A 23,835-nucleotide genomic window follows, 5' to 3' on the forward strand; every position below is an offset into this window, starting at 1 on the left:
TCCACGCACGGGCTCGACCAAGACGTACCTCCTACCTGTCCAGCGTATCCGAATCGGAGGGGCCGCCGGACGCCGGAACACCCCCGCTGACGCCCCGGACCAGATCCCGGGTCTGCACCGCGTAGACGATGCCCGCCCACCAGTAGAGGAAGGCCCCCCACAGCGCGAAGGCCCAGGCGATCGGCATCGACGCGGGCGCGATCGCGGGGAAGGCCTGTCCCAGCATGATCAGAGGCAGAGCATAGAAGAGGCAGAACGTCGCGAACTTGCCGAGGTGGTGCACCGGCAGGGGGCCGTAGCCGTGGTTCGCGAGGATGACGGCGAGCACGACCAGGAGCAGATCGCGCGCCACGAGCACCGCGACGAGCCACCAGGGGACGAGGTCGCGGAATGCCAGGCCGATGACGGTGGCGAAGATGTAGAGCCGGTCGGCGGCGGGATCGAGGATGCTGCCCAGGCGCGTCATCTGGTCGAAGCGGCGTGCGATCCAGCCGTCGAGGTAGTCGGTGAGGCTCGAGACGACGAGCGTCACCAGGGCCAGCGCGTCCTCGCCCTGGACGACGAGCACGAGGAACACCGGAACGAGGGCGAGTCGCACCATGCTCAGGATGTTCGGGACCGTCCAGAGACGGTCCTCACCGGTACGCACCATGCCGTCGGCCCCGGTCAGCGCTTGTCGCGCCAGACGCGCTCGAACGGGAGTCGCCAGGCGTGCGGGGCGATCAGCTGGTGGATGGCGTTCGGGCCCCAGGAGCCGGGGGCGTAGAGGCGCACGGGCGGCGGGTCCTGGAGCAGCGGCGCCGACACCTCCCACAGGCGCTCGATGCCCTCGGCGGTGGTGAACAGGGTGTGGTCGCCGCGCATCGCGTCGAGGATGAGCCGCTCGTACGCCTCGAGGGCGTCGCCGGCCCGATCGGTCTCCTGCAGCGCGAACTGCATGCTGAGCTTGTCCAGGCGCATGCCGGGGCCCGGGCGCTTGCCGTAGAACGAGAGCGAGACCTTGGAGGCGTCGGCCAGGTCGAACGTGAGGTGGTCGGGCCCGTGGGCGCCGACTCCGGAGCCCTGGGGGAACATGCTCTTCGGAGGCTCGCGGAAGGCGATCGAGATGATGCGCTGCCCCTCCGCCATGCGCTTGCCCGTGCGGAGGTAGAACGGCACGCCCGCCCAGCGCCAGTTGTCGATCTCGCACTTGAGGGCGACGAAGGTGTCGGTCTCGGAGTCGGGGGCGACGCCCGGCTCCTCGCGGTAGCCGATGTACTGCCCGCGCACGACGTTCTCGGGGTTGAGCAGCCGCATCGATCGGAAGACCTTGTTCTTCTCCTCGCTGATCGCCTTCGGCTCCAGCGCGGTCGGCGGCTCCATCGCCATGAACGCGAGCACCTGGAAGAGGTGGGTGACGACCATGTCCTTGTAGGCGCCGGTCGACTCGTAGAACTCGGCACGGCGGTCGAGGGTGAGCTTCTCGGGGATGTCGATCTGGACGTGGTCGATGAAGTTGCGGTTCCAGATCGGCTCGAACAGGCCGTTGGCGAAGCGGAACGCGAGGATGTTCTGCGCCGGCTCCTTGCCGAGGAAGTGGTCGATCCGGAAGATCTGCTGCTCGTCGAAGGTCTCGTGCAGCTCGGCGTTGAGGATCACCGCGCTCTCGAGATCGACGCCGAAGGGCTTCTCCATGATGATCCGCGAGCGCTCGACGAGGCCGGCCTCGGCGAGCATCCGCACCACGGAGAGCGCTGCCTTGGGCGGCACGCTGAGGTAGTGCAGGCGGCTGACGTCGGGGCCGAGCACCTTCTCGGCGTCGGTGACCGCCTCCGCCAGCGCCGCCGGGCCCGCCGACTGCGGGACGTAGCGGAGCTTGGAGGCGAACTCGTCCCACTGCGCCGGGGTGAGCGAGCGGCTGCCGAACTCGTCGTAGGCGAGCTTGGCGAACGCACGGAACGACTCGTCGTCGTGCTCCTCGAGCGAGGTGCCGACGATCTGCAGATCGGGCGCGAGCGAGGAGAGCGCGAGGTGCGCCATGCCCGGGATCAGCTTGCGCCGGGCCAGGTCGCCGACCGCACCGAACAGCACGACCACGTGGGGCGCGGCCTGCTCGGTCTGGACGGCGGGTGCGGGGGGTGCAGGAGTCACGGTCACCCCTCGATCATTCCAGGTCCGCCCGCCGCGGGGGCGGGGTGGGCCGATGGACGTTCGGTGACGGCCGTGTCATCCGCCCGATACACGGGATCGCTAAAGTCTGTCGGGTGCCTCCGTTCTCCGACGCGCCAGACGCGACCGCAGCACCCGCCCCCTCCGCCGACGGAACCGTCGCTCCCCCGATGGACGACCGCATCCGCGGCGACGTCCACCTGCTGGGAGAGCTGCTCGGCCAGGTCCTCCGGGAGTCGGGCGATCGTTCGCTCTACGACGACGTCGAGCGCCTGCGCGCCCTGACGATCGGGGCCTACGACAGCGCCCTGCCCGAGGACATGGCGACCGCGGAGGAGTTCGTCGCCGCGCTCTCGCTCGAGCGGGCCGAGGAGGTGGCGCGGGCCTTCACCTGCTACTTCCACCTCGTGAACGTGGCCGAGGAGTTCCACCGCGTGCGGGTCCTGCGCCGCCGCGAGGCCGACGCCGGCGCGCAGTCGCCCGAGGACTCGATCACGGCGTCGATGGCGCGGCTCACCGAGGAGCTCGGCGAGGAGGAGGCGTTCGAGCGCCTCTCCCGCCTCGAGTTCCGACCCGTGCTGACCGCGCACCCCACCGAGGCGCGCCGCCGGGCCGTCGCGTCGACGATCCGCCGCATCAGCGCCCTGCTCGAGCAGCGCGACGACCCGCGCACCGGAGGCGTGGTCCTCCTCGAGAACCGCCGCCGGCTCCTGGCCGAGGTCGACACGCTCTGGCGCACCGCGCCCCTGCGGGAGTCGAAGCCGTCTCCGCTGGACGAGGTCCGCACAGCGATGAGCGTGTTCGACGAGTCGCTCTTCTCGGTGCTGCCGCGGGTCTACCGCCGGCTCGACGACGCACTGCTGGGCGACGCCTCCGGAACGCGGACGCCGATCGCCCCGGCGTTCGTGCGCCTGGGTACCTGGATCGGCGGCGACCGCGACGGCAACCCGTTCGTGACCGCCGCGACGACCCTCGAGGCCGTCGACATCGCCTCCGAGCACGTGCTGATCGGCCTCGAGCGCGTCGCCCGCCGGGTGGGCCGCGCGCTGACCCTCGACGCCGCGACCACTCCCCCGTCGGCCGAGGCGCTGGCGCTGTGGGACGCCTGCACCGCACGCGACGCCCGCCTCGCCTCCGTCATCGCGGAGCGCTCGCCCAGCGAGACGCACCGGCGCGTACTGCTCTTCGCGGCCGACCGGCTCGCGGCGACCCGCTCGGGAGGCGCGCTGGCGTACGGCTCGGCGGCCGAGCTGCTCGCGGACCTCCGCACGCTGCAGGAGTCGCTCGTCGCGGCGGGAGACGCGCGCTCGGCGTACGGCGACCTGCAGAACTTCATCTGGCAGGTCGAGACCTTCGGGTTCCATCTCGCCGAGATCGAGGTGCGCCAGCACTCGCAAGTGCACCGCGAGACGATCGCGGCCGTGCGGGCCGGGGGCGAGCTCGACGAGCGCAGCGCCGAGGTGCTCTCGGTCTACCGGGCGATCGCCACGGTGCAGGAGCGCTTCGGAACAGACGCGGCGCGACGCTACATCGTCTCGTTCACGCAGTCGGCCGACGACCTGCGCACGGTCTTCGAGCTCGCGGAGGCGGCCACCGACGGCCACCCGCCGATCATCGACGCGATCCCCCTCTTCGAGACCTTCGCCGACCTCGACGCCTCGGTCGACATCCTCGCCGAGATGATCCTGCTCCCCCAGGTGCAGGCCCGGCTGGCGGCGACCGGCAACCGGCTCGAGGTGATGCTCGGCTACTCCGACTCGTCGAAGGACGTGGGCCCCGTCTCGGCGACGCTCGCCCTCTACGACGCCCAGGCGCGGATCGCGAAGTGGGCCGACGACGAGGGCATCGTGCTCACTCTCTTCCACGGGCGCGGCGGAGCGCTCGGCCGCGGCGGCGGGCCGGCGAACCGCGCCGTCCTGGCGCAGCCGCCCGGGTCGGTCGACGGCCGCTTCAAGCTCACCGAGCAGGGCGAGGTCATCTTCGCCCGCTACGGCAATCCGGACATCGCGACCCGGCACATCGAGCAGGTCGCGGGAGCCACGCTGCTCGCCTCCTCCCCGTCGGTGGGAGAGCGCAACGCCTCCGCCGCCGATCGCTTCAGCGACGTCGCTGCGACGATGGACCGCGAGTCGCGCCGCCGCTTCTTCGATCTCGTGAAGGCGCCGGGCTTCGCGCCCTGGTTCGCCCGCGTGACGCCGCAGGAGGAGGTCGGGCTGCTGGCGCTGGGCTCGCGCCCTGCGCGCCGCGGCCTCTCGGTCGAATCGCTCGAGGATCTGCGGGCGATCCCGTGGGTGTTCGCGTGGACGCAGGCCCGCGTCAACCTCACGGGCTGGTTCGGTCTGGGGACCGCGCTCGACGCGGTCGGCGACCTCGAGGTCCTGCGGGATGCGTACGCCTCGTGGCCGCTCTTCACGACGATGATCGACAACGTCGAGATGTCGCTGGCGAAGACCGACGAGGGCATCGCGCGACGCTACCTCGCGCTCGACGAGCGCCGCGACCTCGCCGACCTCGTGCTCGACGAGATGGAGCTCACCCGCCGCTGGGTGCTCTCGATCACCGGCGAGGAGAGCCTGCTGACCGGTCACCGCGTGCTCGGCCGCGCCGTGCGCCTCCGGACCCCGTACGTCAATGCGCTCTCCCTGCTGCAGCTGCGCGCCCTGCGCGCTCTGCGGACCGATCCGGGCGGATCGGGCACCGAGCAGAACCAGCGACTGCTGCTGCTGGCCGTCAACGGCGTCGCGGCGGGGCTGCAGAACACGGGCTGATCGACGCCCCTCGAACGACGGAACCCCCGGCGGCCTGTGCGGCTGCCGGGGGTTCCGTCGTGTCGGTGGAGCGTCAGATCTGGGCGCCGTGGTCGAACGTCTGGGGCGCGCCCGACTCCTGCGCGGCCTTCGCCTCGTCGTACTGCTTGCGCACCTCGACCATGTCGAGACCGCGGACCTGCTCGATCAGGCTGTCGAGCGCCGGGGCGGGCAGGGCGCCGGGCTGGGCCATCAGCGGGATGCCGTCGCGGTAGACGACGAGGGTCGGGATCGACGAGATGCCGTAGCTCGCGGCGAGCTGCTGCTGATCCTCCGTGTCGACCTTCGCGAAGGTGACGTCGGCGTTCTTGTCGCTCGACGCCTCGAAGACGGGGGCGAACTGACGGCACGGACCGCACCAGGCGGCCCAGAAGTCGATCAGGACGATGCCGTCGGAGACGGTCTGGTCGTGGGTGTCGAGAGTCATCGTGGTCGTGGCCATGGAGGATGCAACCGGGCCGCGACGCGCGCTATTCCCCGCGCTCGAGCAGGTCGAGCAGCGTGCGCGGGCCGACGGCCGAGGCGCCGAGGGCCTGGATGCGGGAGATCAGTCCGCGGTCGGCGGTGACGACCCTCGCGAGCGGGCCGAGGGTCGAGACGACGCCGACGATCGCGTCGTCTCCGGAGGCCGCGGCGGTCTCGACGACGAACCGGCCCTGCGGGGCGGAGGCGAGTACGTCCGCCGTGTCGGCCGCGCGGGCCTCGCCCTCGAGGACCACGACGATGCGCGGCCAGACGGTGTGCACCTCGAGTCCGACGACGTCTCCGGGGAGACCGACGGCGGCGAGGCGACCGAGGCTCTCGACGAGCCGACGGGCGGCTCCTGCACGATCCCGCCACCAGCCGTCGGGCCTGGACCCGACGACGTTCGCCGCATCGACGACGAGCACGGGCATCGCGGAGTCGAGGGAGCGCAGGCCCGACCAGGACGCGCCGAAGCCCGGGTGCAGCGGGAGCTCCTCGACCTCGTCGGGCGCGACCCAGCGCAGCTCGCTGCTCTCGGCGTCCATGATCCGCGGCTCGAAGTGCTCGACGGCCGAGGCGACGACGGTGCTGTAGCTCCACGGTCCGATCGTGACGACGCTGGACAGGACGGGGAGGACCAGCTCGGGCGGGACCCCCGCCTCCTCACCCGACTCGCGCAGGGCCGCCTCGAAGGCGGTCTCGTCGGGGTGCCGGGCGCCGCCCGGGAGACCCCAGGTGTCGCCGAAGTGGCTCCAGCTGACGCGGTGCTGAAGAAGGATGCGGCCGTCGGGATCGCGCAGCAGCAGGCCCGCCGCGCCGAAGCGGCCCCAGAAGCGCCGCCCGTCGCCGATCTCGACCCAGCCGTCGCCGAGGGCGGGGTCGAAGTGCGGGCGCGGAGGCACGGAAGCGCCGCCTGAGTCCTCGCCCGTCATGCCCTCCAGCCTCCCACATCGTGCGGAGCGCGCCCGACGGCCGGCGCCCTCACCGGATGGCAGAATCGGACGATGCGCCGCTCGAGAGTCCTCCTCCTCGCGACGCTCGCCCGGCTCGGGGTGATCGCTCTGATCACGCTGACGCCGAACCCGCGGCCACCGGGCGAGTCCTCCGACCTGGTGCGCGCGATCATCGCGTTCCTCGGCTCCACCCCGCTGACCGCGTGGTTCGACTACGACGTCGCCGAGTTCACCGCCAACGTGCTGATGTTCGTGCCGCTCGGCGCGCTCGTGGCCGCGCAGCTTCCTCCGCGGCGTCGCCTGCTGGCCGCCCTGGTCGGGCTCGGCGTCTCGGTGCTGGTCGAGACGGCCCAGCTGCTCTGGCTGCCGTCGAGAGTCGCGGACGTGCGTGACCTCGTCTCGAACGGCACCGGCTCCCTCCTCGGGTCACTGCTGATCGTGGTCCTCCTCCCCCGCCGCCCCCTCCGGAAGGACCGCACCGCCCATGCCCGCTGAGACCCTCGTCCGCCTCGCCCGCCCCTCGCTCGAGACCGAGGGGCACGGCGGCGGGCCCGCCGTGGATCCGACCGGGACCGGCGGCGTCGACGCGACCGACCTCGGCTTCACCCGGGGCGACGGGGTGTTCGAGACGATCAACCTCGTCGACGGGCGGCTGCAGGCGCTCGAGGCGCACCTCGACCGGTTCGCACGGTCGGCGCGGATGCTCGAGCTGCCGGCTCCGTACCGCGACGCCTGGGTCGAGGCGATCGCCCTGGCCGTGGCCGAGCATCCCCGAGTGCCGGAGGCAATGGTCAAGACGATCCTGACCCGCGGCGTCGAGGGCGACGGCCGCCCTACCGGGCTGGTGTTCATTCAGACCAGCCCCGACTTCGCGCCGGCGCGGAGCGACGGCGTGCGGGTGGTGCTGCTCGACAGGGGACTGCGCTCGGACGTGCAGGAGACGTCGCCGTGGCTGCTGGCGGGGGCGAAGACGCTCTCGTACGCGGTCAATCGCGCGGCGTCTCGGGAGGCGGTGCGGCGCGGAGCCGACGACGCGCTGTTCGTCTCGAGCGACGGATTCCTCCTGGAGGGGCCGACGTCGAACCTGGTGCTGCTCGACACGGGGACGCTGGTGACGCCTCCGCCGACCCTCGGACTGCTGCCGGGGACGACGCAGGCCGACCTGTTCGCGCTCGCGGACGGACTCGGCCTGGAGAGCGCCTACCGCGCGCTGCGGGTCGACGACCTGGAGCGGGCGGACGCCGCCTGGCTGGTGTCGAGCGCGCGGAACGCCGCTCCGATCCGAGCGGTCGACGGGCGGGAGCGCCGCGTCGACGCCGAGCTCTCGGCCCGGATCAACGCGGCGCTGCTCGCCCGCTGAGGGAGTCCGGTCAGGACAGACCGGTCAGATCGGCGGGACCGCGGCTGATGAGGCCGCCGCGGACGTGGTCCACGGTGGGGTCGGGGCGGACCGGGTCGCGCTGGTCGGCGGCCTCGTCGTTGATGACGGCCGAGACGATGCCCCGCCAGTCGGTGCCCTCGGCGACGGCGTCCTCGGAACCGACGCGACGGGTGACGAAGACGGCCTCGGACTCCTCGCCCGCGTGCGAGATGACGGCGAGCAGGCCGACGGTGCGGCCCTCGGGGTGCTCGATCCGCCATTCCTCGTGACCGGAGGGCACGAGCGAGTACTCGCGCCCGGCGTGCTCGAAGGGCGTGTCGTGGAGCTCGGCCGGGATTCCGCTGTGCGCGGGTGCGCCGCGGGTCGGGACGCCGGGGGTGCCGTCGGCACTGGTCCCGCTGGCGCGGCTCATCCCGACGTCGCCGCGGGTGCCGCCCGCGGCGTCCCCCGTGCCGTTCGCCGCGAGCATCCGCTCCTCGTCGTCGGCACCGGTGTAGGAGCTGCCGCTGGTGATGTCGTCTGTGGTCATGGGATGGACCTCCTTGTCGGCGGCCAGTGTAGGACCGCGTGGTGTAGGGCTCCCGGGGTGCTGCACCGCCGGGAGAGGGCTTCGTAGACTGATCGGATGCAGATCCCGACGACAGGCTCGGTGCGGGTCGACGCGTGGCTCTGGGCGGTCCGCGTGTACAAGACCCGCTCGGCCGCGACGACCGCCGCCCGCGCCGGGCACATCCGGGTGAACGGCGAGCGGGCGAAGGCCGCGCAGACCGTGCGCGTCGGCGACGAGGTGCGCGCCCGCATCGGCGGCTTCGACCGCGAGCTCATCGTCCGCGGACTGATCGTCAAGCGCGTGGGGGCTCCGGTGGCCGCCCAGTGCGTCGAGGACCGCACTCCCCCGCCGCCACCCCGCGAGGCGGCTCCGGGTGTGCTGGTGCGCGACCGCGGCGCGGGCCGCCCGACGAAGCGCGATCGGCGCGACATCGAGCGGCTGCGCGGCTTCTGACCGCACCGGTTCAGGGGGCGAGGGCGCGCAGGCGCTCGAGGAGACCCTCCGCCGCCTCGTCGAGGAAGCGCTGCTGCAGGGCGTCGCCGACCTGCACGAGGGCGATGTCGGTGTAGCCGGCCTCGATGTAGGGCACGACGCTCTCGGCCAGCTCGTCGAGGTCGGGACCGCACGCGATGGTCTCGGCGACGTCCTCCGGCCGCACGAACTGGCTCGCTCCCGCGAAGCCCGCCGTCGTGGGCAGATCGGCGTTGACCGACCAGCCGCCCGCGAACCAGCGGAACTGCTCGTGCGCGAGGGCGACGCCCTGCTCCTTGTCGGGCGCCCAGCAGATAGGGATCTGGCCGATGCTGCGCGACGGCGCGGCGTCGGCGCCGCGGGCCGCGGTCCACTGCGTGATGAGGTCGGCCTCGGGCTCGGTGGAGATCAGGTGGTCGCCGAGCGGGGCGAAGCGCTCGATCGACTTCTCGCCACTCACGGCGAGTCCGATCTGCAGAGGCTTCTCCGGCAGGTCCCACAGGCGCGCGGAGTCGACCCGGTAGTACTCGCCCTCCCAGGTGACGAGCTCACCCGAGTGCAGGGCGCGGATGATGTGCACCGCCTCCTCGAGCATGTCCTGGCGCGCGGCGACGGCCGGCCAGCCCTCGCCGACGACGTGCTCGTTGAGGTTCTCGCCCGAGCCGAGGCCGAGCAGGAACCGGTCGTCAGAGAGGATCGCCAGTGTTGCCGCCTTCTGCGCGACGACGGCCGGGTGGTAGCGGATGGTCGGCGCCGTGACGTAGGTGGCGAGGTCGATGGTCGAGGTCGCCTGCGCGACCGCGCCGAGCATCGTCCAGGCGTAGGAGGCGTGGCCCTGCTCTGTCAGCCAGGGCGAGTAGTGGTCGCTCGAGACCGCGAACTCGAAGCCGAGCCTCTCGGCATCGACCGCGTAGCCGACCAGCTGCTTGGGTCCGCTCTGCTCGGTCATCAGGGTGTATCCGAATCGCACCATCGTTCCGTCCTCGTTCCGCTCGTCGTGGGGGTACGTGCTCCATCGTGAGCGAGCCGGGGTGGGGCGGGTAGCCCCTTGCCCGCCGTGCGGGGGCGGGCTAGCGGGCTCCGCGAGATGCCTCTTCGGTACGCCTCCTCCGGCGTGTCGCGTTCCGGAGTGGCATCTCGCGGGAGGGACCGGGAGAGGTCAGACGAAGCGGACGCGGCTCTGGACGCGGGTGCGGACCTCGAAGGACTCGCCGTAGCCGCCGAGGCGCGGGTCGTCGGTGCCGGAGCGCAGCAGCTGCGGCAGGAGGGAGCGGCGGATCACGACCGCGCCCTGGTGCCGGCCGCGCTCGACCTGCTCGAAGGGCTGCTCGAGGGCGTCGTCGGGGACGACCACGACGCTCGCCGAGAAGCGGACGCCGAGCTCTCGGCCCAGTCGGCGCGCCGCCTTCGACAGGGAGGCGAACGGCTTCTCGTCCTCGGCGATGCCGGCGCCCTCGAGCTCGCCCTTGCGCAGGCGCACCGGCTCACCCCAGTCGGCGGAGGTGAGCGCGAGGAGTCCGGACGGGCCGAGCACGAGGTGGTCGATCTTCAGACCGCCGTCGCCCACGGCGACGTCGTTCCAGATCGTGTACGCGATTCCGAGGGCACCGACGAGGGCGGCGGTGGCCTCCTCGGCCTGGGCCTTCGCGAGCCACGCGCGCACCTCCCGGGGCGCCGAGCGCACCAGGGCGGGGTCGAACGGATCGTCGATCTCGACTCCGCGGCCGACCCACTCGCGGACGAGCCGCAGGTAGTACTCGCGGGCGGCGCCTCCGGGGTGCCCGTAGGAGCGGGCGCGGACGGCGGAGGCGCTCTGCGAGCGGGCCGAGCCGGTATAGGGCTGCTGCGGCGAGGAGTACCCGGAGGCCGGCGCCCCCCGGTCGTAATCGCTGCGCGCCGAGGTGCTGCCGATGCGCTCCCATGCCAGCTGGACGGCGTGGAACGACGCGGCGTCGCCTCCGGTATCGGGATGGGTCTCGCGCAGGAGGCGCCGGTACGCCCGGCGGAGCTCGTCGTCGGAGGCGGAGGGGGCGACGCCCAGCACCTCGTAGGGGGTGCGGGCGGCGTGGCTGTCGGGCATGGTCTTCCGGAGGGTCGAGGGCGGTGCGGACACCTGGCCGTCGAGCATATCGGCGCGCGCCGGGCGCCCGATGGGAGCGGGCACGACGGACGCTCGGAACGCGCCGGGAGCCGCGCCCCGCCGGACGCGGCTCCGGCGGCTCAGCGCGCGGCGAGCAGCTCGCGCACCCGCGGGACGACCTGCGTGCCGTAGAGCTCGATGTTGTGCATGATCGCCGGGTGCGGCAGCGTGCCGGCGCTGTACTTGAGGTCGAAGCGGTCGATGCCGAGCGCTCCGACCGTGCTCGCGATTTTCTGCGCGACGGTCTCGGGCGAGCCGAGGTGGATGGCGCCGTCGGGGCCGGCCTCCTCCTCGAAGCGGTCGCGGGTCATCGGCGACCAGCCGCGCTCGCGGCCGATGGCGTCCATCATCGCCTTGTGGTGCGGGTAATAGAGCTCCCGCGCCTCCTCGTCGGTGTCGGCGATGAAGCCGGGCGAGTGCACGGCGACCGGGAGGCGGGGCTGCTCGAGCTGGTCGAGGGCGCGGCCGAAGAGGTCGACATAGGGGCGGAACCGGGCGGGCGAGCCCCCGATGATCGCGAGGACCAGCGGGAAGCCGAAGCGGGCGGCGCGGACGACCGACTCGGGGCTGCCGCCGACGCCGATCCAGGTGCGGAGCGGGCCGTTCTCGACCGTGGGGTAGACGCTCTGCTCGGTCAGGGCCGGGCGCGTCTTCCCCTGCCAGGTGACCGGACCGCCCTGGACGAGGGCGTGGAAGAGCTCGAGCTTCTCCTCGAACAGGAGCTCGTACTGCGCGAGGTCGTAGCCGAAGAGGGGGAAAGACTCGGTGAAGGAGCCGCGGCCGAGGATGACCTCCGCGCGGCCGTTCGAGATGCCGTCGAGCGTGGCGAAGCGCTGGTAGACGCGCACCGGGTCGTCGGAGGACAGGACGGTGACGGCCGAGCCGAGGTGGATCCGCTCGGTCCGCGCGGCGATGGCGGCGAGCACCACGTCGGGCGCGCTGACGGCGAAGTCGGCGCGGTGGTGCTCCCCCACGCCGAAGAAATCGAGGCCCACTTGGTCGGCGAGCACCCCCTCCTCGACCACGTCGCGCAGGACCTGGCCGTGCGGGAGCGGGGAGCCGTCGGGCCCCGCCGTCACGTCTCCGAAGGTGTCGACACCGAACTTGACTTCATGCGTACTCATGGACTTCTGCAACCTCGATCGTCGGCGGACTATTCCTGGCGCACGATGCCGGCGGCCACGGCGGGCTCGCGGTAGGCGCGGGCGAGCGACTCGACGGTGTCGTGGGCGTTGAGGCCGCTGGGATTCGGGAGCACCCAGAGCGGGACGCCGGCGATCGGCTCCTCCTGCCGGCCCTGTTGCGCCCTGCCGCGGCCGAACGCGGCGCGGTAGGCGGTGATGCCGACCATCGCGACGACGCGCGGGCGGACGCGCTCGACGGTGCTGACGAGGCGGACAGCGCCGGCGCGCAGCTCATCGGGAGTGAGCTCGTCGGCCCGCGCGGTCGCCCGGGAGGCCAGGTTCGTGATGCCGACCCCGCGGTCGACCAGCGTCCGGCGGTCGGCGTCGGTCATCCCCTCTGACACGCGCAGCGGCCGCTCGAGGATGCCCGCGGCCGCGAGCGCGGGGTAGAAGCGGTTGCCGGGGTGCGCGAAGTGCGCACCGGTGGCCGCCGTCCAGAGGCCCGGATTGATGCCGACGAACAGGAGGCGGACGTCGTCGCCGAGGAGGTCCTCGACGGTGCGGTCGCGGTACGAGTCGAGCTCGGCGCGGGTGAAGGGCATTACTCCATCCTGCCCGCAAGGTCTCTCGGGTGCCGCGCGGGAGTGTGAGCATGGGGGCATGACGAACGCATCCCAGGACCACCCGATCCAGAACGGCAGCGACGACGCGGTGCTCGACGAGAAGCTGCGCGGCGTGCTGCTGCAGGTCGCCGGCGACTCGCAGCTGCGCCCCGAGGAGGACGTCGAGGCGCTGCTGCGCCAGCGCCTGCGCGACACGCGCATCGAGATCCCGGAGGCGAGCATCCCGGGGCTCGCGAAGCGCATCCCGGGGCTGACGCAGCGCGGCGGCGGGGATCTGAGCCCCGGGGCGCACTGAGTGCTCGCTCTACCGGGCCGAGTCAGGAACGCTGCTTCGGCGTCCACTGCGCGGCGCGCTGATCGCTCTCCGCGAGCCGCGCGGTCTCGCGCACGCGGCGCTCCCGGGTCTCCGGCCTCGTCGCCTGGACGATCCACTCGAGGATCCCGCGACGCGCCGAGCGGGTGAACGCGTTCCAGTTCCGCTCGGCGTTCTCGTACTCGGCGAAGGCGTCCGCCAGGTCCGGAGGGACCACGAGGTCGACGTCGTCCAGGAGCGTCCAGGCGCCGGTGGCGATCGCCGCGGCGATCACTTCTTCGCCGGCCGGTAGCATCGCTCCCTCGCTCCGGAGCCGGTCGACGCGCAGCTTGTTCGGTCGTGACCAGGCGCTCGTCGGCTTCCGCGGGGTGAAGTAGAGCATCGTCCGCTCGTCGTCGAGCGTGCGCGGCCGGCTGTCGACCCAGCCGACGGCGAGCGCCTCGGAGACCGCGTCGTCGTAGGTCACCGCGGGGCGGCCGGTCGCCTTCTTCCACGACACCAGCCACACCGCCCGCTCCGATCGATGGTTCTCGACCAGCCAGCGGCGCCAGTCCTCCCGGGTCTCCACGTGCACCTGAGGCGCCTGATGCGGCCCTGACGGGATGCACACGGCGAATCGGCGGATCCGCTCACCCCCGCCGAGTCAGTCGCTCTCTCCGTTCGCGGTCGCCTCGATCCAGTCGGTGGCGTCGTCGCGAAGAGCGCTCTCGTCGTCCTGCTGCTCTGCGATGTCCGTGCCGCCACCGGCGGAGCGGATCTCGTCCGCGATGCCCTCGGGCAGGACGTCTCCGTTGTTCGCGACGAGCCAGTCCCGGGTGGCGGCGCTCAGTCGCGGCCACCAGTGCGTGATGTCCATGAACCGATGCTCCTCCGCCGCGGCGTCGGTGTCGAGGTCGCCTGCGGCGCTGTTCGGAGGACGTCAGGGTTCGGGTGTCCGCCGCTCGGTCTCCGTGACGAGGGGGCGGGTCGAGGGACAGCAGGGATCCCGGGCGCCCTGCGGAGTCGGTCCTCACGGATCCGAACCCGGACGGACGTCGGAGGCGCCGGTGGTGACCCCGCTCAGACGACGCCCGTCGTGCCCAGCAGCGACCCGAGGGCGAAGGTCGCCGCGAGGGCCAGTGCGCCGCCCACCACGACGCGCACCGTGGGGCGCAGCGGCGGGCTGCTCCCGATGCGGGCGCCGAGGTATCCGGTGAGGGCGAGCGCGAGGAGCACGACGGCGAAGGTGATCGGGACGCGCCATTCCGCCGGCGGAAGGAGGATCGCCAGGAGCGGGAGCAGCGCGCCGATCGTGAAGGCGAGCGCGGACGCTGCGGCGGCCTGGAGCGGGCTGGCGACGGTCTCCTCGGAGAGGCCGAGCTCGGTCTCGAGATGCGCGGCGAGGGGGTCGTGCTCGGTCAGCTCTGCCGCCACCTGCCGTGCCGTCGCGGGGCTGAGGCCCTTGGTCTCGTAGAGCCCGGCGAGCTCCAGGAGCTCGGTGACCGGATCCTCCTCGAGCTCGCGGCGCTCCTTTGCGATCAGGGCGCGCTGGCTGTCGCTCTGACTGCTCACGGAGACGTACTCGCCGAGCCCCATGGAGATCGCGCCGCCGACGAGTCCGGCGACTCCGGCCGTCAGGAGAACCGGGGTCTGCGTGGTCGCTCCTGCGACTCCGACGACCAGCGCTGCGACCGACACGATGCCGTCGTTCGCCCCTAGCACGCCGGCGCGGAGCCAGTTCAGTCGCCCCTGGATCGCGCCGTCGTGCGGCTCGTCGCGGTGCGAACCGGGAGGGGGATCAGTGCGAGCGGTCATCCCCTGAGACAAGCATTCCGGAGGCACTCCCGCCAGGGACCTTCGACTCTGTCCGGAGCGGGAGCGCTGCCGGAGTCTGACCGTGAGGCCGCACACCGCGGTCGCGAACCGGAGGAGCTCCCATGACCGCACCCACCGTCCTCGACCACCGCGCGACCACCGTCGGCGGCGCCGATCCGCTGCCCGCCGGGGTGACGGGCCGCCTGGGACGACGAGTCCTGGCCGTGCTCCGCCTGGCGACGGGCTTCATCTTCCTCTGGGCTTTCCTCGACAAGACCTTCGGCCTCGGCTTCTCCACACCGGCCGAGCGCGCCTGGGTGGCCGGCGGCACACCGAGCCAGGGCTTCCTCCTGGGTGACGGAGTCGTCGGGCCGTTGAAGCCGTTCTTCACGGCGATCGCGAGCCCCGCGACCGACGTGCTCCTCCAGCTGGGCATGCTCGGCATCGGAGTCGCGATGATGCTCGGCATCGGCCTGCGCGTCAGCGCTGTGGTGGGGAGCTTCGTGATGGTGCTGATGTACCTCGCCGAGTGGCCCTTCGGCGCGAACGCGGCGTCGACGGACCCGCTGGTCGACTACCACATCGTTTACGCGCTCGCCCTGATCGTGGTCGCCGTGCTCTCGGCGGGCGACACCTGGGGGCTCGGGGACCGCTGGAAGCAGCTTCCCCTCGTTCAGCGCCTCCCCTGGCTCGTCTGACGGGCCGCCCGGCTCCCCCGGCCGGGACAGAGCGAAGGCCCCCTCCGTCAGCCGGAGGGGGCCTTCGACTCGTGCCGCTACTCCGCGGTGCTCAGGCTGGTCGGTGACGGGCGCCGTGCGCGCATCGCGCGGAGAGCCCGGCGGAGGCGGTAGACGGGCCAGCGGAAGAAGGACCGGCCGGTGATCGACTCGACGTCGATGCGGACGAAGTTGTTCTTGTCGTCGTCGTGGAACGCTTCGAGCTGCTGGATGCCGGATTTCTCGATGTCGATGTCGGAGTTCAGCCGATGGGCGTCGCCGTGCAGGACGACGCTCCAGTAGCGCCGGCCCCGGTGCCCGTCGAACTCGAAGGCGACGCGCGAGTGCTGGGTGAGGTCCATCATCTTGCTGCCCGGACCGCTGCGGAAGTAGACCGCTCCGTCGTGGACGAGGAAGTTGACGGGCACGATCGCGGCGCTCGGACCGCGGGTGGAGGGGCGGTGATCGATGACCGCCAGGCGGCCGACGTCGGTCGAACGCGCCAGTCGCCAGCACTCCTCGGTCGACATCTCCTGAAGGGTCGTGTTCTCGCGGATCGTGCGGGCGGCGATCATGCGGACACGGCGGGGTCCGGGACGACGATCACGGGGCGGGAGGCGCCTCGGAGAGTGTCGTGCGCGACGGAGCCGAGCAGGAGGCGCTGGATGCCGTGCCGGGCGGTGGCCCCCACGACGATCTCGAGGGCGTCCTTCCCCAGGCGGCGGAGGACGGTCGCGGGGTCACCGGTCTCGGAGGCGGTGCGCACCGTGAGATCGGGGAACTGCTCTCGGACGGCGGTGACCTCGAGAGCGAGCATGTCGAGGCTGGCCGTTCGGAGCAGGTCGTAGAAGCCCTGGTCGGGCACGAAGCCGGGAACCCAGGCCTGCAGCGGCGTCCAGACGTGGACGAGCGTGAGCGGCTCGTCGAGCTCGGAGGCGTCGCGGGCGGCGAACAGGACGGCCGCGCGCGCGGCGGGCGATCCGTCGATGCCGACGAGGATGCCGCCGTGATGCCCTGACTCGGGGATCGGGATGACGGCGACCGGGGCGGTGGAGCGGGCGGCGAGATCCACCGCGGGCGAGTGCCGGGTGCTGCTCTCGGAGCCGTCGTGATCGTCATGGGTGCCGACGACGATCATCCGGGCGCCGCGGGCGTCCTCGGTGAGCATGTCGACGGGGCGACCGCGACGCAGCGCGGTGGTGACCGCGATGTCCGGCGCCTTCGAGGCGGAGCCGAACGCATCGCGGGCGAGGACGACCTCGCCGTGGGCGGCCTGGATGGTGGCGGCACCGGGGTGCCCGGCGGCGGCATCCGTATCGGAGACGAAGACGGCCAGCACCGGGGTGCCGGAGAGCCTCGCGCGGTGCAGCGCCCAGTCGAGGGCGGCGCGGCTGTGGGAGGAGTCGGAGAGTCCGACGACGATGGGCGCGTTCATGACGCTCGATTCCGCCCCGGTGCCGCGCGGTGCGGCGATGGGGTCCTGCGTCGAGTGTCCGCGGGTGCGCGAGAGACGGGTAGAGGCGAACGTCCCGCCTCCGCGCCGTCGATGGTCAGGGACCAACGGCCCTGGAGCCGCGCACGGGCGGTGCCTAGCGTCGGAAGCAGCCGATCGGCTCCGCCCTGTCACGACTCGAATCGAGAACCCCATGAAAGCCGCACGCTTCCACGGCCCGCACGACATCCGCATCGACGACATCGCCGAGCCCGAGCTGCGCCCGGGAGCCGTCGCCATCGCCGTCGCCTGGTGCGGCATCTGCGGGACCGACCTGCACGAGTATCTCGAGGGCCCGATCTTCATCCCGCCCGCCGGACACCCCCACCCGCTGACGCGCGAGCAGGTGCCGGTCACGATGGGGCACGAGTTCAGCGGCACCGTCACCGCCCTCGGCGACGGAGTCACCGACCTCGAGGTCGGCGCGAACGTCGTCGTCGAGCCCTACTCCGTCTGCGGGCACTGCGCTCCGTGCCTCGCCGGGCACTACAACCTCTGCACGAGCATGGGCTTCATCGGGCTCGCGGGAGGCGGGGGCGGGCTCAGCGAGAAGGTCGTCGTGGACCGGCGCTGGGTTCATCCGATCGGCGACATCCCGCTCGACCAGGCGGCACTGATCGAGCCGCTCGCCGTCGGCCACCACGCCTTCACCCGCAGCGGCGCCCAGCGAGGCGACACCGCGCTCATCGGAGGAGCAGGGCCGATCGGACTCCTGCTCGCCGCGGTCCTCGCGGCGGAAGGCGTCCGGGTCATCATCTCCGAGCCCGGCGCGGCGCGGCAGGCGATGGCACGGGACACCGGAGTCGCCGACGTCGTCATCGATCCGATGACCGAGGACGTCCTGGCGCGCGTGCGCGAGCTGACCGACGGGAACGGCGTGGACGTCGCGTTCGAGTGCACGAGCGTCAACGCCGTCCTCGACCAGCTCATCGACGCCGTGAAGCCCGCCGGTGTGATCGTCAACGTCTCGATCTGGGGCACCCGGGCGAGCATCGACATGCAGAAGCTGGTGCTCAAGGAGATCGACCTCCGCGGCACCATCGCCTACGTCGACGACCACCCCGCGACGATCGCCCTCGTCCAGTCGGGCAAGGTCGACCTCGAGCCCTTCATCACCGCGCGCATCCCGCTGGACCGACTGATCGACGGCGGCTTCGACACTCTCATCGACCACAAGGAGACCGCCGTGAAGATCCTGGTGCGGCCTCGGACGGGTGATGCAGCGTGACAGCCCTCCTCTCGCGCCGAGAAGGCGGTCGATCCCTCGCGTCCGGCTCGTGCCTGCGCAGGGGAAGGGCCGGTGACGCATCGCTCGTCTCGAGGGGCTCGGCCTAGCGGGACGCGGGCGGGCGCAGCTCCGTCTGCAGCACGGCGGCCTGGGTGCGCCGCTCGAGTCCGAGCTTGGCGAGGATGCTCGAGACGTAGTTCTTGATGGTCTTCTCGGCGAGGGAGAGCTCGACTCCGATCTGCCGGTTCGTCAGGCCGTCGGCGATCAGGGCGAGGATCTGCCGTTCGCGCTCGCTGAGACCGGCGAGGCGCGGATCGACCGTGTGCTCGCCGCGCAGGCGCGAAGTGACAGCGGCGACGACCGCCGGATCGAGGAGGACGTCGCCGGCGGCGGCCGCGCGGACGGCGTCGAGGAGGCCCTTGCCGCGGATGTCCTTGAGCACGTAGCCGGAGGCGCCCGCGATGACGGCGGCGTAGAGGGCCTTGTCGTCGTCGTACGCGGTGAGGATCAGGCAGCGGATGCTCGGATCGCGAGAGCGCACGTCGCGGCACACGTCGATCCCGCTGCCGTCGGGAAGCCGAACATCGAGGACGGCGACGTCGGGCCGGAGCGCGAGGATCTCGCGGAGTCCCGACGCGGCGGCACCGCTCTGACCGACGATCTCGAGATCGGGCTCGGAGCCGAGGAGCTCCGCCAGACCGCGGCGCACGATCTCGTGGTCGTCGAGGAGGAAGACCCGGGTCACGGGGTCTCCACGGCGGCGCGGAAGGGGAAGGGGACGCTCCAGCGCACGCGGGTGTCGCCGGGGACGCTCGTGATCGTGAAGGTGCCGCCGCGCGCCTCCGCTCGCCGCTGCAGGTTCGCGAGGCCGCTGCGCCGACCGACGTCGGTGAAGCCGCGGCCGTCGTCGCTGATCTCGAGGACGATCACGCCGTCTGCGGCGGTCAGGTGCAGCGTGATGATGTTCGCCTCGGCGTGCCGAGCGATGTTGGTGAGTGCCTCGCGAGCCACCGCGACCACGTCGTCCGCGAGCTCGCCCGTGACGAGCAGGTCGACGGCGCCCGCGAAGCTGATGTTGGGAGTGCGCACGAGGACGGAGGAGAGCTCGTTGGCCAGGTCGAGGATCCGGTGCCGGACGGTCTCGGCGTCATCGTTGTTCGCGTTCAGGGCGAAGATGACCGTCCGGATGTGGGAGATGCTCTCGTCCAGGCTCGCGACGGCGCGCTCGATCCGCGTCGCCGCGCGACCCGGGGGCAGCGCTCCGGCGGCCTGGTGCAGGTCGAGTCCGGTGGCGAAGAGCTCCTGGATGACGTGGTCGTGCAGGTCACGGGCGATGCGACCGCGGTCCTCGAGCAGCGCCATCCGCTGCTGATCGGCGCGCGCCGACGAGAGCTCCATCGCGACGCTGATGTAGGAGGCGAAGTCGGACACCATCTCGAGGTCCGCCGGCGTGAAGACGGGCCGGCCGGTGCGCCGGGTGACGACGAGCACGCCGAGCGAACGGGAGGCGGCGATCAGGGGTACCGCGAGCACGGGACCGCCGGAGGTCGGCGTCCCTCCGCTCGTGGACGTCGGCAGGTGGTCGAGCACCCGCGGCTGGCCACCCGTGAAGACGCTGCCCGAGACGGAGGAGCGCGCCGGGAGCAGCCGGCCCTGGAACGCCTCCGCCCCGTCGCCGCGGGCCACCCCGACGCGCAGCTGCTCGGGATCCTCCGTGGGGAACACGACTCCGACGAGATCGGCGTCGGAGAGGTCGAGGATACGGGCGGCGACGAGACCGATGACGTCGTCGCCGTCGGCGGCGAGGATCGCCGCGGTCATCTCGGCGGCGGCCTGGGCCCAGCGCTGGCGCCTCCGCGTCTCGGCGAAGAGGCGGGCGTTGTCGATCGCGACTCCGGCCGTCGCGGCGAGCGCGATGACGAGGTGCTCGTCGTTCGAGGTGAACGCGCCGGAGCGGGCGTCGGTGAGGTAGAGGTTGCCGAACACCTGGTCGCGCACGCGGATGGGGACGCCGAGGAAGGAGCGCATCGGGGGGTGCGCGGCCGGGAAACCATGGGCGCGCGCGTCGTCGCCGAGGTCGGCGACGCGGATCGGGTGCGGGTCGCTGATGACCGCGCCGAGGAGGCCGTGGCCCTCCGGCAGGTGCCCGATCGCCTCCACCCGCTCGGGATCCATGCCGACGTGGATGAACTCGTCGAGCGAGCCGTCACTCCCGATCACTCCGATCGCTCCGTACCGGGCATCGACGAGCTCGACGGCGGCGTCGACGATCCGGCGCAGGACCGCGGGGAGGTCGATGTCCTCGACGACGGCGCGGTTCGCGCGGAGGAGGGCACGGAGTCGGCCGGAGGTGCCGTCGGCCCAGGGGATGCCGTCCGGCCCGGTGACAGGCGAGGGGTCGAGATGGGGCACGACTGCTCCGCTCCGCCATCGGTCGGCTGACCTGACTGCGCCCTACCTTCCTCGACTCGGGCGCGATCTGCTAACCGGAGTGGCACATCCGCCGACGATCGGCATCGGCGGGACGTTCGGCCCTGGGCTTCGTGATCGGTCGCGATCAGGCTCGGACGAGGAGGTGAGGCGATGCCAGACACAGTCCTCGTCGGGATCGACGGGTCAGGTCCGAGCGACGCGGCGACGCACTGGGCGATCGAGCGGGCGTCCCGCCTCGGTCTCGCCATGGTCCTGATGCAGGTGACCCAGGGGGTCGAGGGACCCGGAGAAGTGTCCCGCTTCCTCCTCGACCGTGCCGTGATGACCGCCCGATCGCACCCCGGCGTCGGGACGGTCCGCGGAGTCGCGGCCGACGGCGACGCGATGGAGCGCCTCGTCGGTGCCTCCGCCGACGCCGCGATCGTCGTCGTCGGCAGCCACAAGACCGGGTTCCTCCGCGGACGCGTGTTCGGCTCGCAGAGCCTGCGCCTCGTCGCCGGTGCGCTCTGCCCGGTCGCCATCATCCCCGAGCCGTCCGGCCGGGCGAGGCGCGGGGTCGCCGTCGGTGTCGCCGATACTCCGGCGGGCGACCGCGCCGTGCGGTTCGCCGCTGCCGAGGCCGCGGCACTCGGAGAGGAGTTGACTCTGATCCACGGCGACGCGGGCCTCCCTGTCGGCGGCCTCGACGTCGACCTCGCTACTGCACCCGACCATCTGCTCGCGGCGGCACGGGCGTCGGCGATCGCAACGGCTCCGGAGCTGAAGGTGCGGGTGAGGTCGCTGCGGCGCCCGGCGGCCGTAGCGCTCGCCGACGCGGCTCCCACCAGCCTCCTGCTCGTCCTCGCGGCGTCGAGCGGGCAGGGCACCGGCTCACTGGGGAGGACGACGCACGACGTCCTGATGAACCTGGCCGGGCCGACGGTGGTCGTTCCTGCGTAGCGATCGACAGCGCGGAGGGACTCCCGGATCGGCCGGATCGGGAATGTTCCCGCTCCACCGACGCTATACCCCCCGGGGGTATCAACACCCTGCAAGACGATCGGGAGGACGACCATGATCCAGCACGACGTGCAGCACACCCACGAGCACTCGGGCCCTGCGATGAGCGAGCATCATCCAGGCGGGCACGGCGACCACGTCGCGCAGTTCCGGCACCTGTTCTGGATCATGCTCGCGCTGGCGGTGCCGACGGTCGGGTTCAGCGGGATGTTCGCGATGATCCTGGGCTACTCGCTTCCTTGGGCGTGGACCTCCTGGATCTCGCCGGTCCTCGGGACCGTGATGTACCTCTGGGGTGGGCGGCCGTTCCTGCAGGGAGCCGTCTCGGAGCTGCGATCGCGGACTCCGGGGATGATGCTGCTGATCGCCCTCGCGATCACCGTCGCGTTCGCCGCATCGTGGGGCGCGAGCGTGGGACTGCTCGATCACGGGCTCGACTTCTGGTGGGAGCTCGCGCTCCTGATCGTGATCATGCTGCTCGGGCACTGGATCGAGATGCGCTCCCTCGCGCAGACCTCGTCCGCGCTCGAGTCCCTCGCTGCACTCCTGCCCGACGAGGCGGAGCGGCTGCGGGACGGCGCGGCGGAGAGCGTGTCTCCCTCGGCTCTCGTTCGCGGAGACATCGTCATCGTCCGTCCGGGTGGACGGATCCCCGCGGACGGCCGAGTGGTCGAGGGCACCGCCGAGGTGGACGAATCGATGATCACGGGAGAATCGCGCCCCGTGAGTCGCGGCCCGGGCTCCTCCGTCGTCGCAGGCACGGTCTCGACCGACACCGCCCTGCGGGTCGAGGTGACCGCGGTCGGCGACGACACCGCCCTGGCGGGCATCCAGCGCCTGGTGATGCAAGCGCAGAACTCGACCTCGCGCGCCCAGCGGATCGCGGACGTCGCCGCCGGCTGGCTGTTCTGGTTCGCGCTGGGCTCGGGCGTGACCACCGCGCTCGTGTGGAGCCTTCTGGGGAGCCCTGACGACGCCGTCATCCGCACCATCACCGTGCTCGTGATCGCCTGCCCGCACGCGCTGGGTCTCGCGATCCCCCTGGTCGTGTCGATCGCGACGGAGCGGGCGGCGAAGGGCGGAGTGCTGGTGAAGGACCGGCTCGCGCTCGAGAGCATGCGCACCGTCGACACCGTGCTGTTCGACAAGACCGGGACCCTGACCAAGGGCGAGCCGACCGTGTCGGCCGTGCTCGCCGTGGGGTCGCTGAGCGAGGACGATCTTCTCGCGGTCGCGGCAGCGGTCGAGGCGGACAGCGAGCACCCGCTCGCTCGCGCCATCACCTCCGCCGCGAAGGGGCGCGGCCTGGGGGTGCCGGTCGCGTCGGCGTTCGAGGCGTCCACCGCCGTCGGGGTCACCGCGGACGTCGAGGGTCGAACGGTCAGCGTCGGCGGGCCGAGCATGCTTCACGCCCACGGCGCCGCCGCACTCGAGCAGACCCGGAAGTGGGAGGACGAGGGGATGATCATCCTGCACGTGCTGCGGGACGGCGGAGTGGTCGGGGCTCTCGGTCTCGCGGACGAGGTCCGGGAGGAGTCCCGCCAGGCGGTGGAGGCGCTGCACGCCATCGGAGTGCAGGTCGTCATGATCACCGGGGACGCCGAGGCCGTCGCCACGACGGTCGGTGCGGAGCTCGGCATCGACCGGGTCTTCGCCGGGGTGAAGCCCGAGGACAAGGCCGCGAAGGTGTCCGAGCTGCAGAAGGAGGGGCGGCGCGTCGCGATGGTCGGCGACGGAGTGAACGACGCCCCCGCGCTCGCGCAGGCCGACGTCGGCATCGCGATCGGCGCGGGGACGGACGTCGCGATCGCCTCGGCCGGCGTGATCCTCACGTCGGACGATCCCCGCTCGGTCCTGTCGGTGATCGAGCTCTCGCGGGCGAGCTTCGGGAAGATGAAGCAGAACCTGTGGTGGGCGGCCGGCTACAACCTGCTCTCCGTCCCCCTCGCCGCCGGCGTTCTCGCGCCGATCGGGTTCGTCCTGCCGATGTCGGTCGGTGCTCTGCTGATGTCCGCCTCCACGGTGGTCGTCGCGCTGAACGCCCAGCTGCTGCGCCGGCTGGATCTGCGGCCGGCTGCGAGTGCGCGGGCGGCGCTCGCTCGGGGCGGACGCTCGAGGGCACGGTGACGCGGTCGGTCCTTCCTCCACAGATGCGCTCCGGGATCGGGGTGTCCGGTTCCGGCTGGTGAGGTCGGTCT

Annotated in this window: 25 protein-coding genes; 9 read left to right on the top strand and 16 right to left on the bottom strand. The window is 72.2% G+C overall.

Going from position 1 to position 23,835, the window contains the following annotated elements; genetic code table 11:
- Window positions 1-31 precede the first annotated feature (31 nt).
- Together ASG06_RS13680 and zwf are read right to left on the bottom strand one after the other, a co-directional pair.
- Window positions 32-652 carry a CDP-alcohol phosphatidyltransferase family protein gene (locus ASG06_RS13680; RefSeq protein ID WP_056043171.1) on the bottom strand — a complete coding sequence of 207 codons (621 nt, stop codon included), beginning with the start codon at window positions 650-652 and terminating at the stop codon, window positions 32-34.
- Window positions 653-666: 14 nt separating this feature from the next.
- Window positions 667-2,130, bottom strand: coding sequence for a glucose-6-phosphate dehydrogenase (gene zwf, locus ASG06_RS13685; protein WP_056043567.1), 1,464 nt, complete (start codon window positions 2,128-2,130; stop codon window positions 667-669).
- Between the two features lie 188 nt (window positions 2,131-2,318).
- Between zwf and ASG06_RS13690 the strand changes: the two genes are divergently transcribed.
- Window positions 2,319-4,916 carry a phosphoenolpyruvate carboxylase gene (locus ASG06_RS13690; protein WP_082499236.1) on the top strand — a complete coding sequence of 866 codons (2,598 nt, stop codon included), beginning with the start codon at window positions 2,319-2,321 and terminating at the stop codon, window positions 4,914-4,916.
- 73 nt (window positions 4,917-4,989) lie between these two features.
- On the opposite strand, the gene trxA is transcribed toward ASG06_RS13690, so the two are convergent.
- Both trxA and ASG06_RS13700 read right to left on the bottom strand, forming a co-directional pair.
- The gene (gene trxA / locus ASG06_RS13695; RefSeq protein WP_056043178.1) at window positions 4,990-5,397 is read right to left on the bottom strand and encodes a thioredoxin; all 408 of its coding nucleotides are present in this window, start codon (window positions 5,395-5,397) and stop codon (window positions 4,990-4,992) included.
- 28 nt (window positions 5,398-5,425) lie between these two features.
- Window positions 5,426-6,352 (bottom strand): NUDIX domain-containing protein, encoded by a 927-nt coding sequence (locus tag ASG06_RS13700; protein ID WP_056043181.1) that lies wholly within the window; start codon window positions 6,350-6,352, stop codon window positions 5,426-5,428.
- Window positions 6,353-6,424: 72 nt separating this feature from the next.
- Between ASG06_RS13700 and ASG06_RS13705 the strand changes: the two genes are divergently transcribed.
- Window positions 6,425-6,868, top strand: a complete 444-nt coding sequence (locus tag ASG06_RS13705) for a VanZ family protein (protein WP_056043183.1) — start codon at window positions 6,425-6,427, stop codon at window positions 6,866-6,868.
- The gene (locus tag ASG06_RS13710; RefSeq protein WP_056043186.1) at window positions 6,858-7,733 is read left to right on the top strand and encodes an aminotransferase class IV; all 876 of its coding nucleotides are present in this window, start codon (window positions 6,858-6,860) and stop codon (window positions 7,731-7,733) included. Before ASG06_RS13705 ends, ASG06_RS13710 begins: the two co-directional genes overlap by 11 nt.
- A 10-nt stretch (window positions 7,734-7,743) precedes the next feature.
- Here the strand turns inward: ASG06_RS13710 and ASG06_RS13715 are convergent, their stop codons facing one another.
- Window positions 7,744-8,283, bottom strand: a complete 540-nt coding sequence (locus ASG06_RS13715; protein ID WP_056043189.1) for a hypothetical protein — start codon at window positions 8,281-8,283, stop codon at window positions 7,744-7,746.
- Between the two features lie 96 nt (window positions 8,284-8,379).
- Between ASG06_RS13715 and ASG06_RS13720 the strand changes: the two genes are divergently transcribed.
- Window positions 8,380-8,757 carry an RNA-binding S4 domain-containing protein gene (locus ASG06_RS13720; RefSeq protein WP_056043192.1) on the top strand — a complete coding sequence of 126 codons (378 nt, stop codon included), beginning with the start codon at window positions 8,380-8,382 and terminating at the stop codon, window positions 8,755-8,757.
- A gap of 10 nt (window positions 8,758-8,767) precedes the next feature.
- Here the strand turns inward: ASG06_RS13720 and ASG06_RS13725 are convergent, their stop codons facing one another.
- From ASG06_RS13725 to ASG06_RS13740, 4 genes are all read right to left on the bottom strand, one after another.
- Entirely contained in the window at window positions 8,768-9,748 is a 981-nt protein-coding gene (locus tag ASG06_RS13725) for a TIGR03557 family F420-dependent LLM class oxidoreductase (protein WP_056043194.1), read from the bottom strand.
- A gap of 186 nt (window positions 9,749-9,934) precedes the next feature.
- Complete coding sequence (locus ASG06_RS13730; RefSeq protein WP_327205497.1) at window positions 9,935-10,939, bottom strand: J domain-containing protein; 1,005 nt, start codon at window positions 10,937-10,939, stop codon at window positions 9,935-9,937.
- A 56-nt stretch (window positions 10,940-10,995) separates the two neighbouring features.
- The gene (locus tag ASG06_RS13735; protein WP_056043198.1) at window positions 10,996-12,039 is read right to left on the bottom strand and encodes an LLM class flavin-dependent oxidoreductase; all 1,044 of its coding nucleotides are present in this window, start codon (window positions 12,037-12,039) and stop codon (window positions 10,996-10,998) included.
- Between the two features lie 29 nt (window positions 12,040-12,068).
- Entirely contained in the window at window positions 12,069-12,641 is a 573-nt protein-coding gene (locus ASG06_RS13740) for a mismatch-specific DNA-glycosylase (RefSeq protein WP_056043201.1), read from the bottom strand.
- A gap of 58 nt (window positions 12,642-12,699) precedes the next feature.
- On the opposite strand from ASG06_RS13740, the gene ASG06_RS13745 reads away from it, so the two are divergent.
- Window positions 12,700-12,957: a hypothetical protein gene (locus ASG06_RS13745; RefSeq protein WP_056043204.1), complete on the top strand. Its 258-nt coding sequence runs from the start codon at window positions 12,700-12,702 to the stop codon at window positions 12,955-12,957.
- Between the two features lie 22 nt (window positions 12,958-12,979).
- On the opposite strand, the gene ASG06_RS13750 is transcribed toward ASG06_RS13745, so the two are convergent.
- From ASG06_RS13750 to ASG06_RS13760, 3 genes are all read right to left on the bottom strand, one after another.
- Entirely contained in the window at window positions 12,980-13,549 is a 570-nt protein-coding gene (locus ASG06_RS13750) for a YdeI/OmpD-associated family protein (RefSeq protein ID WP_231727741.1), read from the bottom strand.
- Window positions 13,550-13,618: 69 nt separating this feature from the next.
- Entirely contained in the window at window positions 13,619-13,831 is a 213-nt protein-coding gene (locus tag ASG06_RS13755) for a hypothetical protein (RefSeq protein WP_056043207.1), read from the bottom strand.
- 203 nt (window positions 13,832-14,034) lie between these two features.
- A complete protein-coding gene (locus ASG06_RS13760; RefSeq protein WP_056043210.1) occupies window positions 14,035-14,769 on the bottom strand; it encodes a VIT1/CCC1 transporter family protein in 735 nt (244 codons plus the stop codon).
- 122 nt (window positions 14,770-14,891) lie between these two features.
- Here ASG06_RS13760 and ASG06_RS13765 point away from each other — a divergent pair, with 122 nt between their 5' ends.
- Window positions 14,892-15,467 (top strand): hypothetical protein, encoded by a 576-nt coding sequence (locus tag ASG06_RS13765; protein ID WP_056043211.1) that lies wholly within the window; start codon window positions 14,892-14,894, stop codon window positions 15,465-15,467.
- Window positions 15,468-15,544: 77 nt separating this feature from the next.
- Here ASG06_RS13765 and ASG06_RS13770 read toward each other — a convergent pair whose 3' ends face one another.
- Complete coding sequence (locus ASG06_RS13770) at window positions 15,545-16,060, bottom strand: pyridoxamine 5'-phosphate oxidase family protein (protein WP_056043214.1); 516 nt, start codon at window positions 16,058-16,060, stop codon at window positions 15,545-15,547.
- On the bottom strand, window positions 16,057-16,920 hold the full coding sequence (locus tag ASG06_RS13775) for a universal stress protein (RefSeq protein ID WP_056043217.1): 864 nt from the start codon (window positions 16,918-16,920) through the stop codon (window positions 16,057-16,059). The genes ASG06_RS13770 and ASG06_RS13775 overlap by 4 nt, the downstream gene beginning before the upstream one ends.
- 211 nt (window positions 16,921-17,131) lie before the next feature.
- Here ASG06_RS13775 and ASG06_RS13780 point away from each other — a divergent pair, with 211 nt between their 5' ends.
- Window positions 17,132-18,205, top strand: a complete 1,074-nt coding sequence (locus ASG06_RS13780; RefSeq protein ID WP_056043220.1) for a 2,3-butanediol dehydrogenase — start codon at window positions 17,132-17,134, stop codon at window positions 18,203-18,205.
- Between the two features lie 103 nt (window positions 18,206-18,308).
- Here the strand turns inward: ASG06_RS13780 and ASG06_RS13785 are convergent, their stop codons facing one another.
- Together ASG06_RS13785 and ASG06_RS13790 are read right to left on the bottom strand one after the other, a co-directional pair.
- Window positions 18,309-18,950 (bottom strand): response regulator, encoded by a 642-nt coding sequence (locus ASG06_RS13785; protein ID WP_056043222.1) that lies wholly within the window; start codon window positions 18,948-18,950, stop codon window positions 18,309-18,311.
- On the bottom strand, window positions 18,947-20,617 hold the full coding sequence (locus ASG06_RS13790; RefSeq protein WP_056043226.1) for a sensor histidine kinase: 1,671 nt from the start codon (window positions 20,615-20,617) through the stop codon (window positions 18,947-18,949). Before ASG06_RS13790 ends, ASG06_RS13785 begins: the two co-directional genes overlap by 4 nt.
- Window positions 20,618-20,788: 171 nt before the next feature.
- Here ASG06_RS13790 and ASG06_RS13795 point away from each other — a divergent pair, with 171 nt between their 5' ends.
- Together ASG06_RS13795 and ASG06_RS13800 are read left to right on the top strand one after the other, a co-directional pair.
- A complete protein-coding gene (locus tag ASG06_RS13795) occupies window positions 20,789-21,577 on the top strand; it encodes a universal stress protein (RefSeq protein WP_056043228.1) in 789 nt (262 codons plus the stop codon).
- Window positions 21,578-21,691: 114 nt separating this feature from the next.
- Window positions 21,692-23,764, top strand: a complete 2,073-nt coding sequence (locus tag ASG06_RS13800; protein ID WP_082499239.1) for a copper-translocating P-type ATPase — start codon at window positions 21,692-21,694, stop codon at window positions 23,762-23,764.
- Window positions 23,765-23,835: the final 71 nt, after the last annotated feature.

Origin of the sequence: Rathayibacter sp. Leaf185, assembly GCF_001423885.1 — a bacterium.
In the GTDB taxonomy this organism is placed as follows: domain Bacteria; phylum Actinomycetota; class Actinomycetes; order Actinomycetales; family Microbacteriaceae; genus Rathayibacter.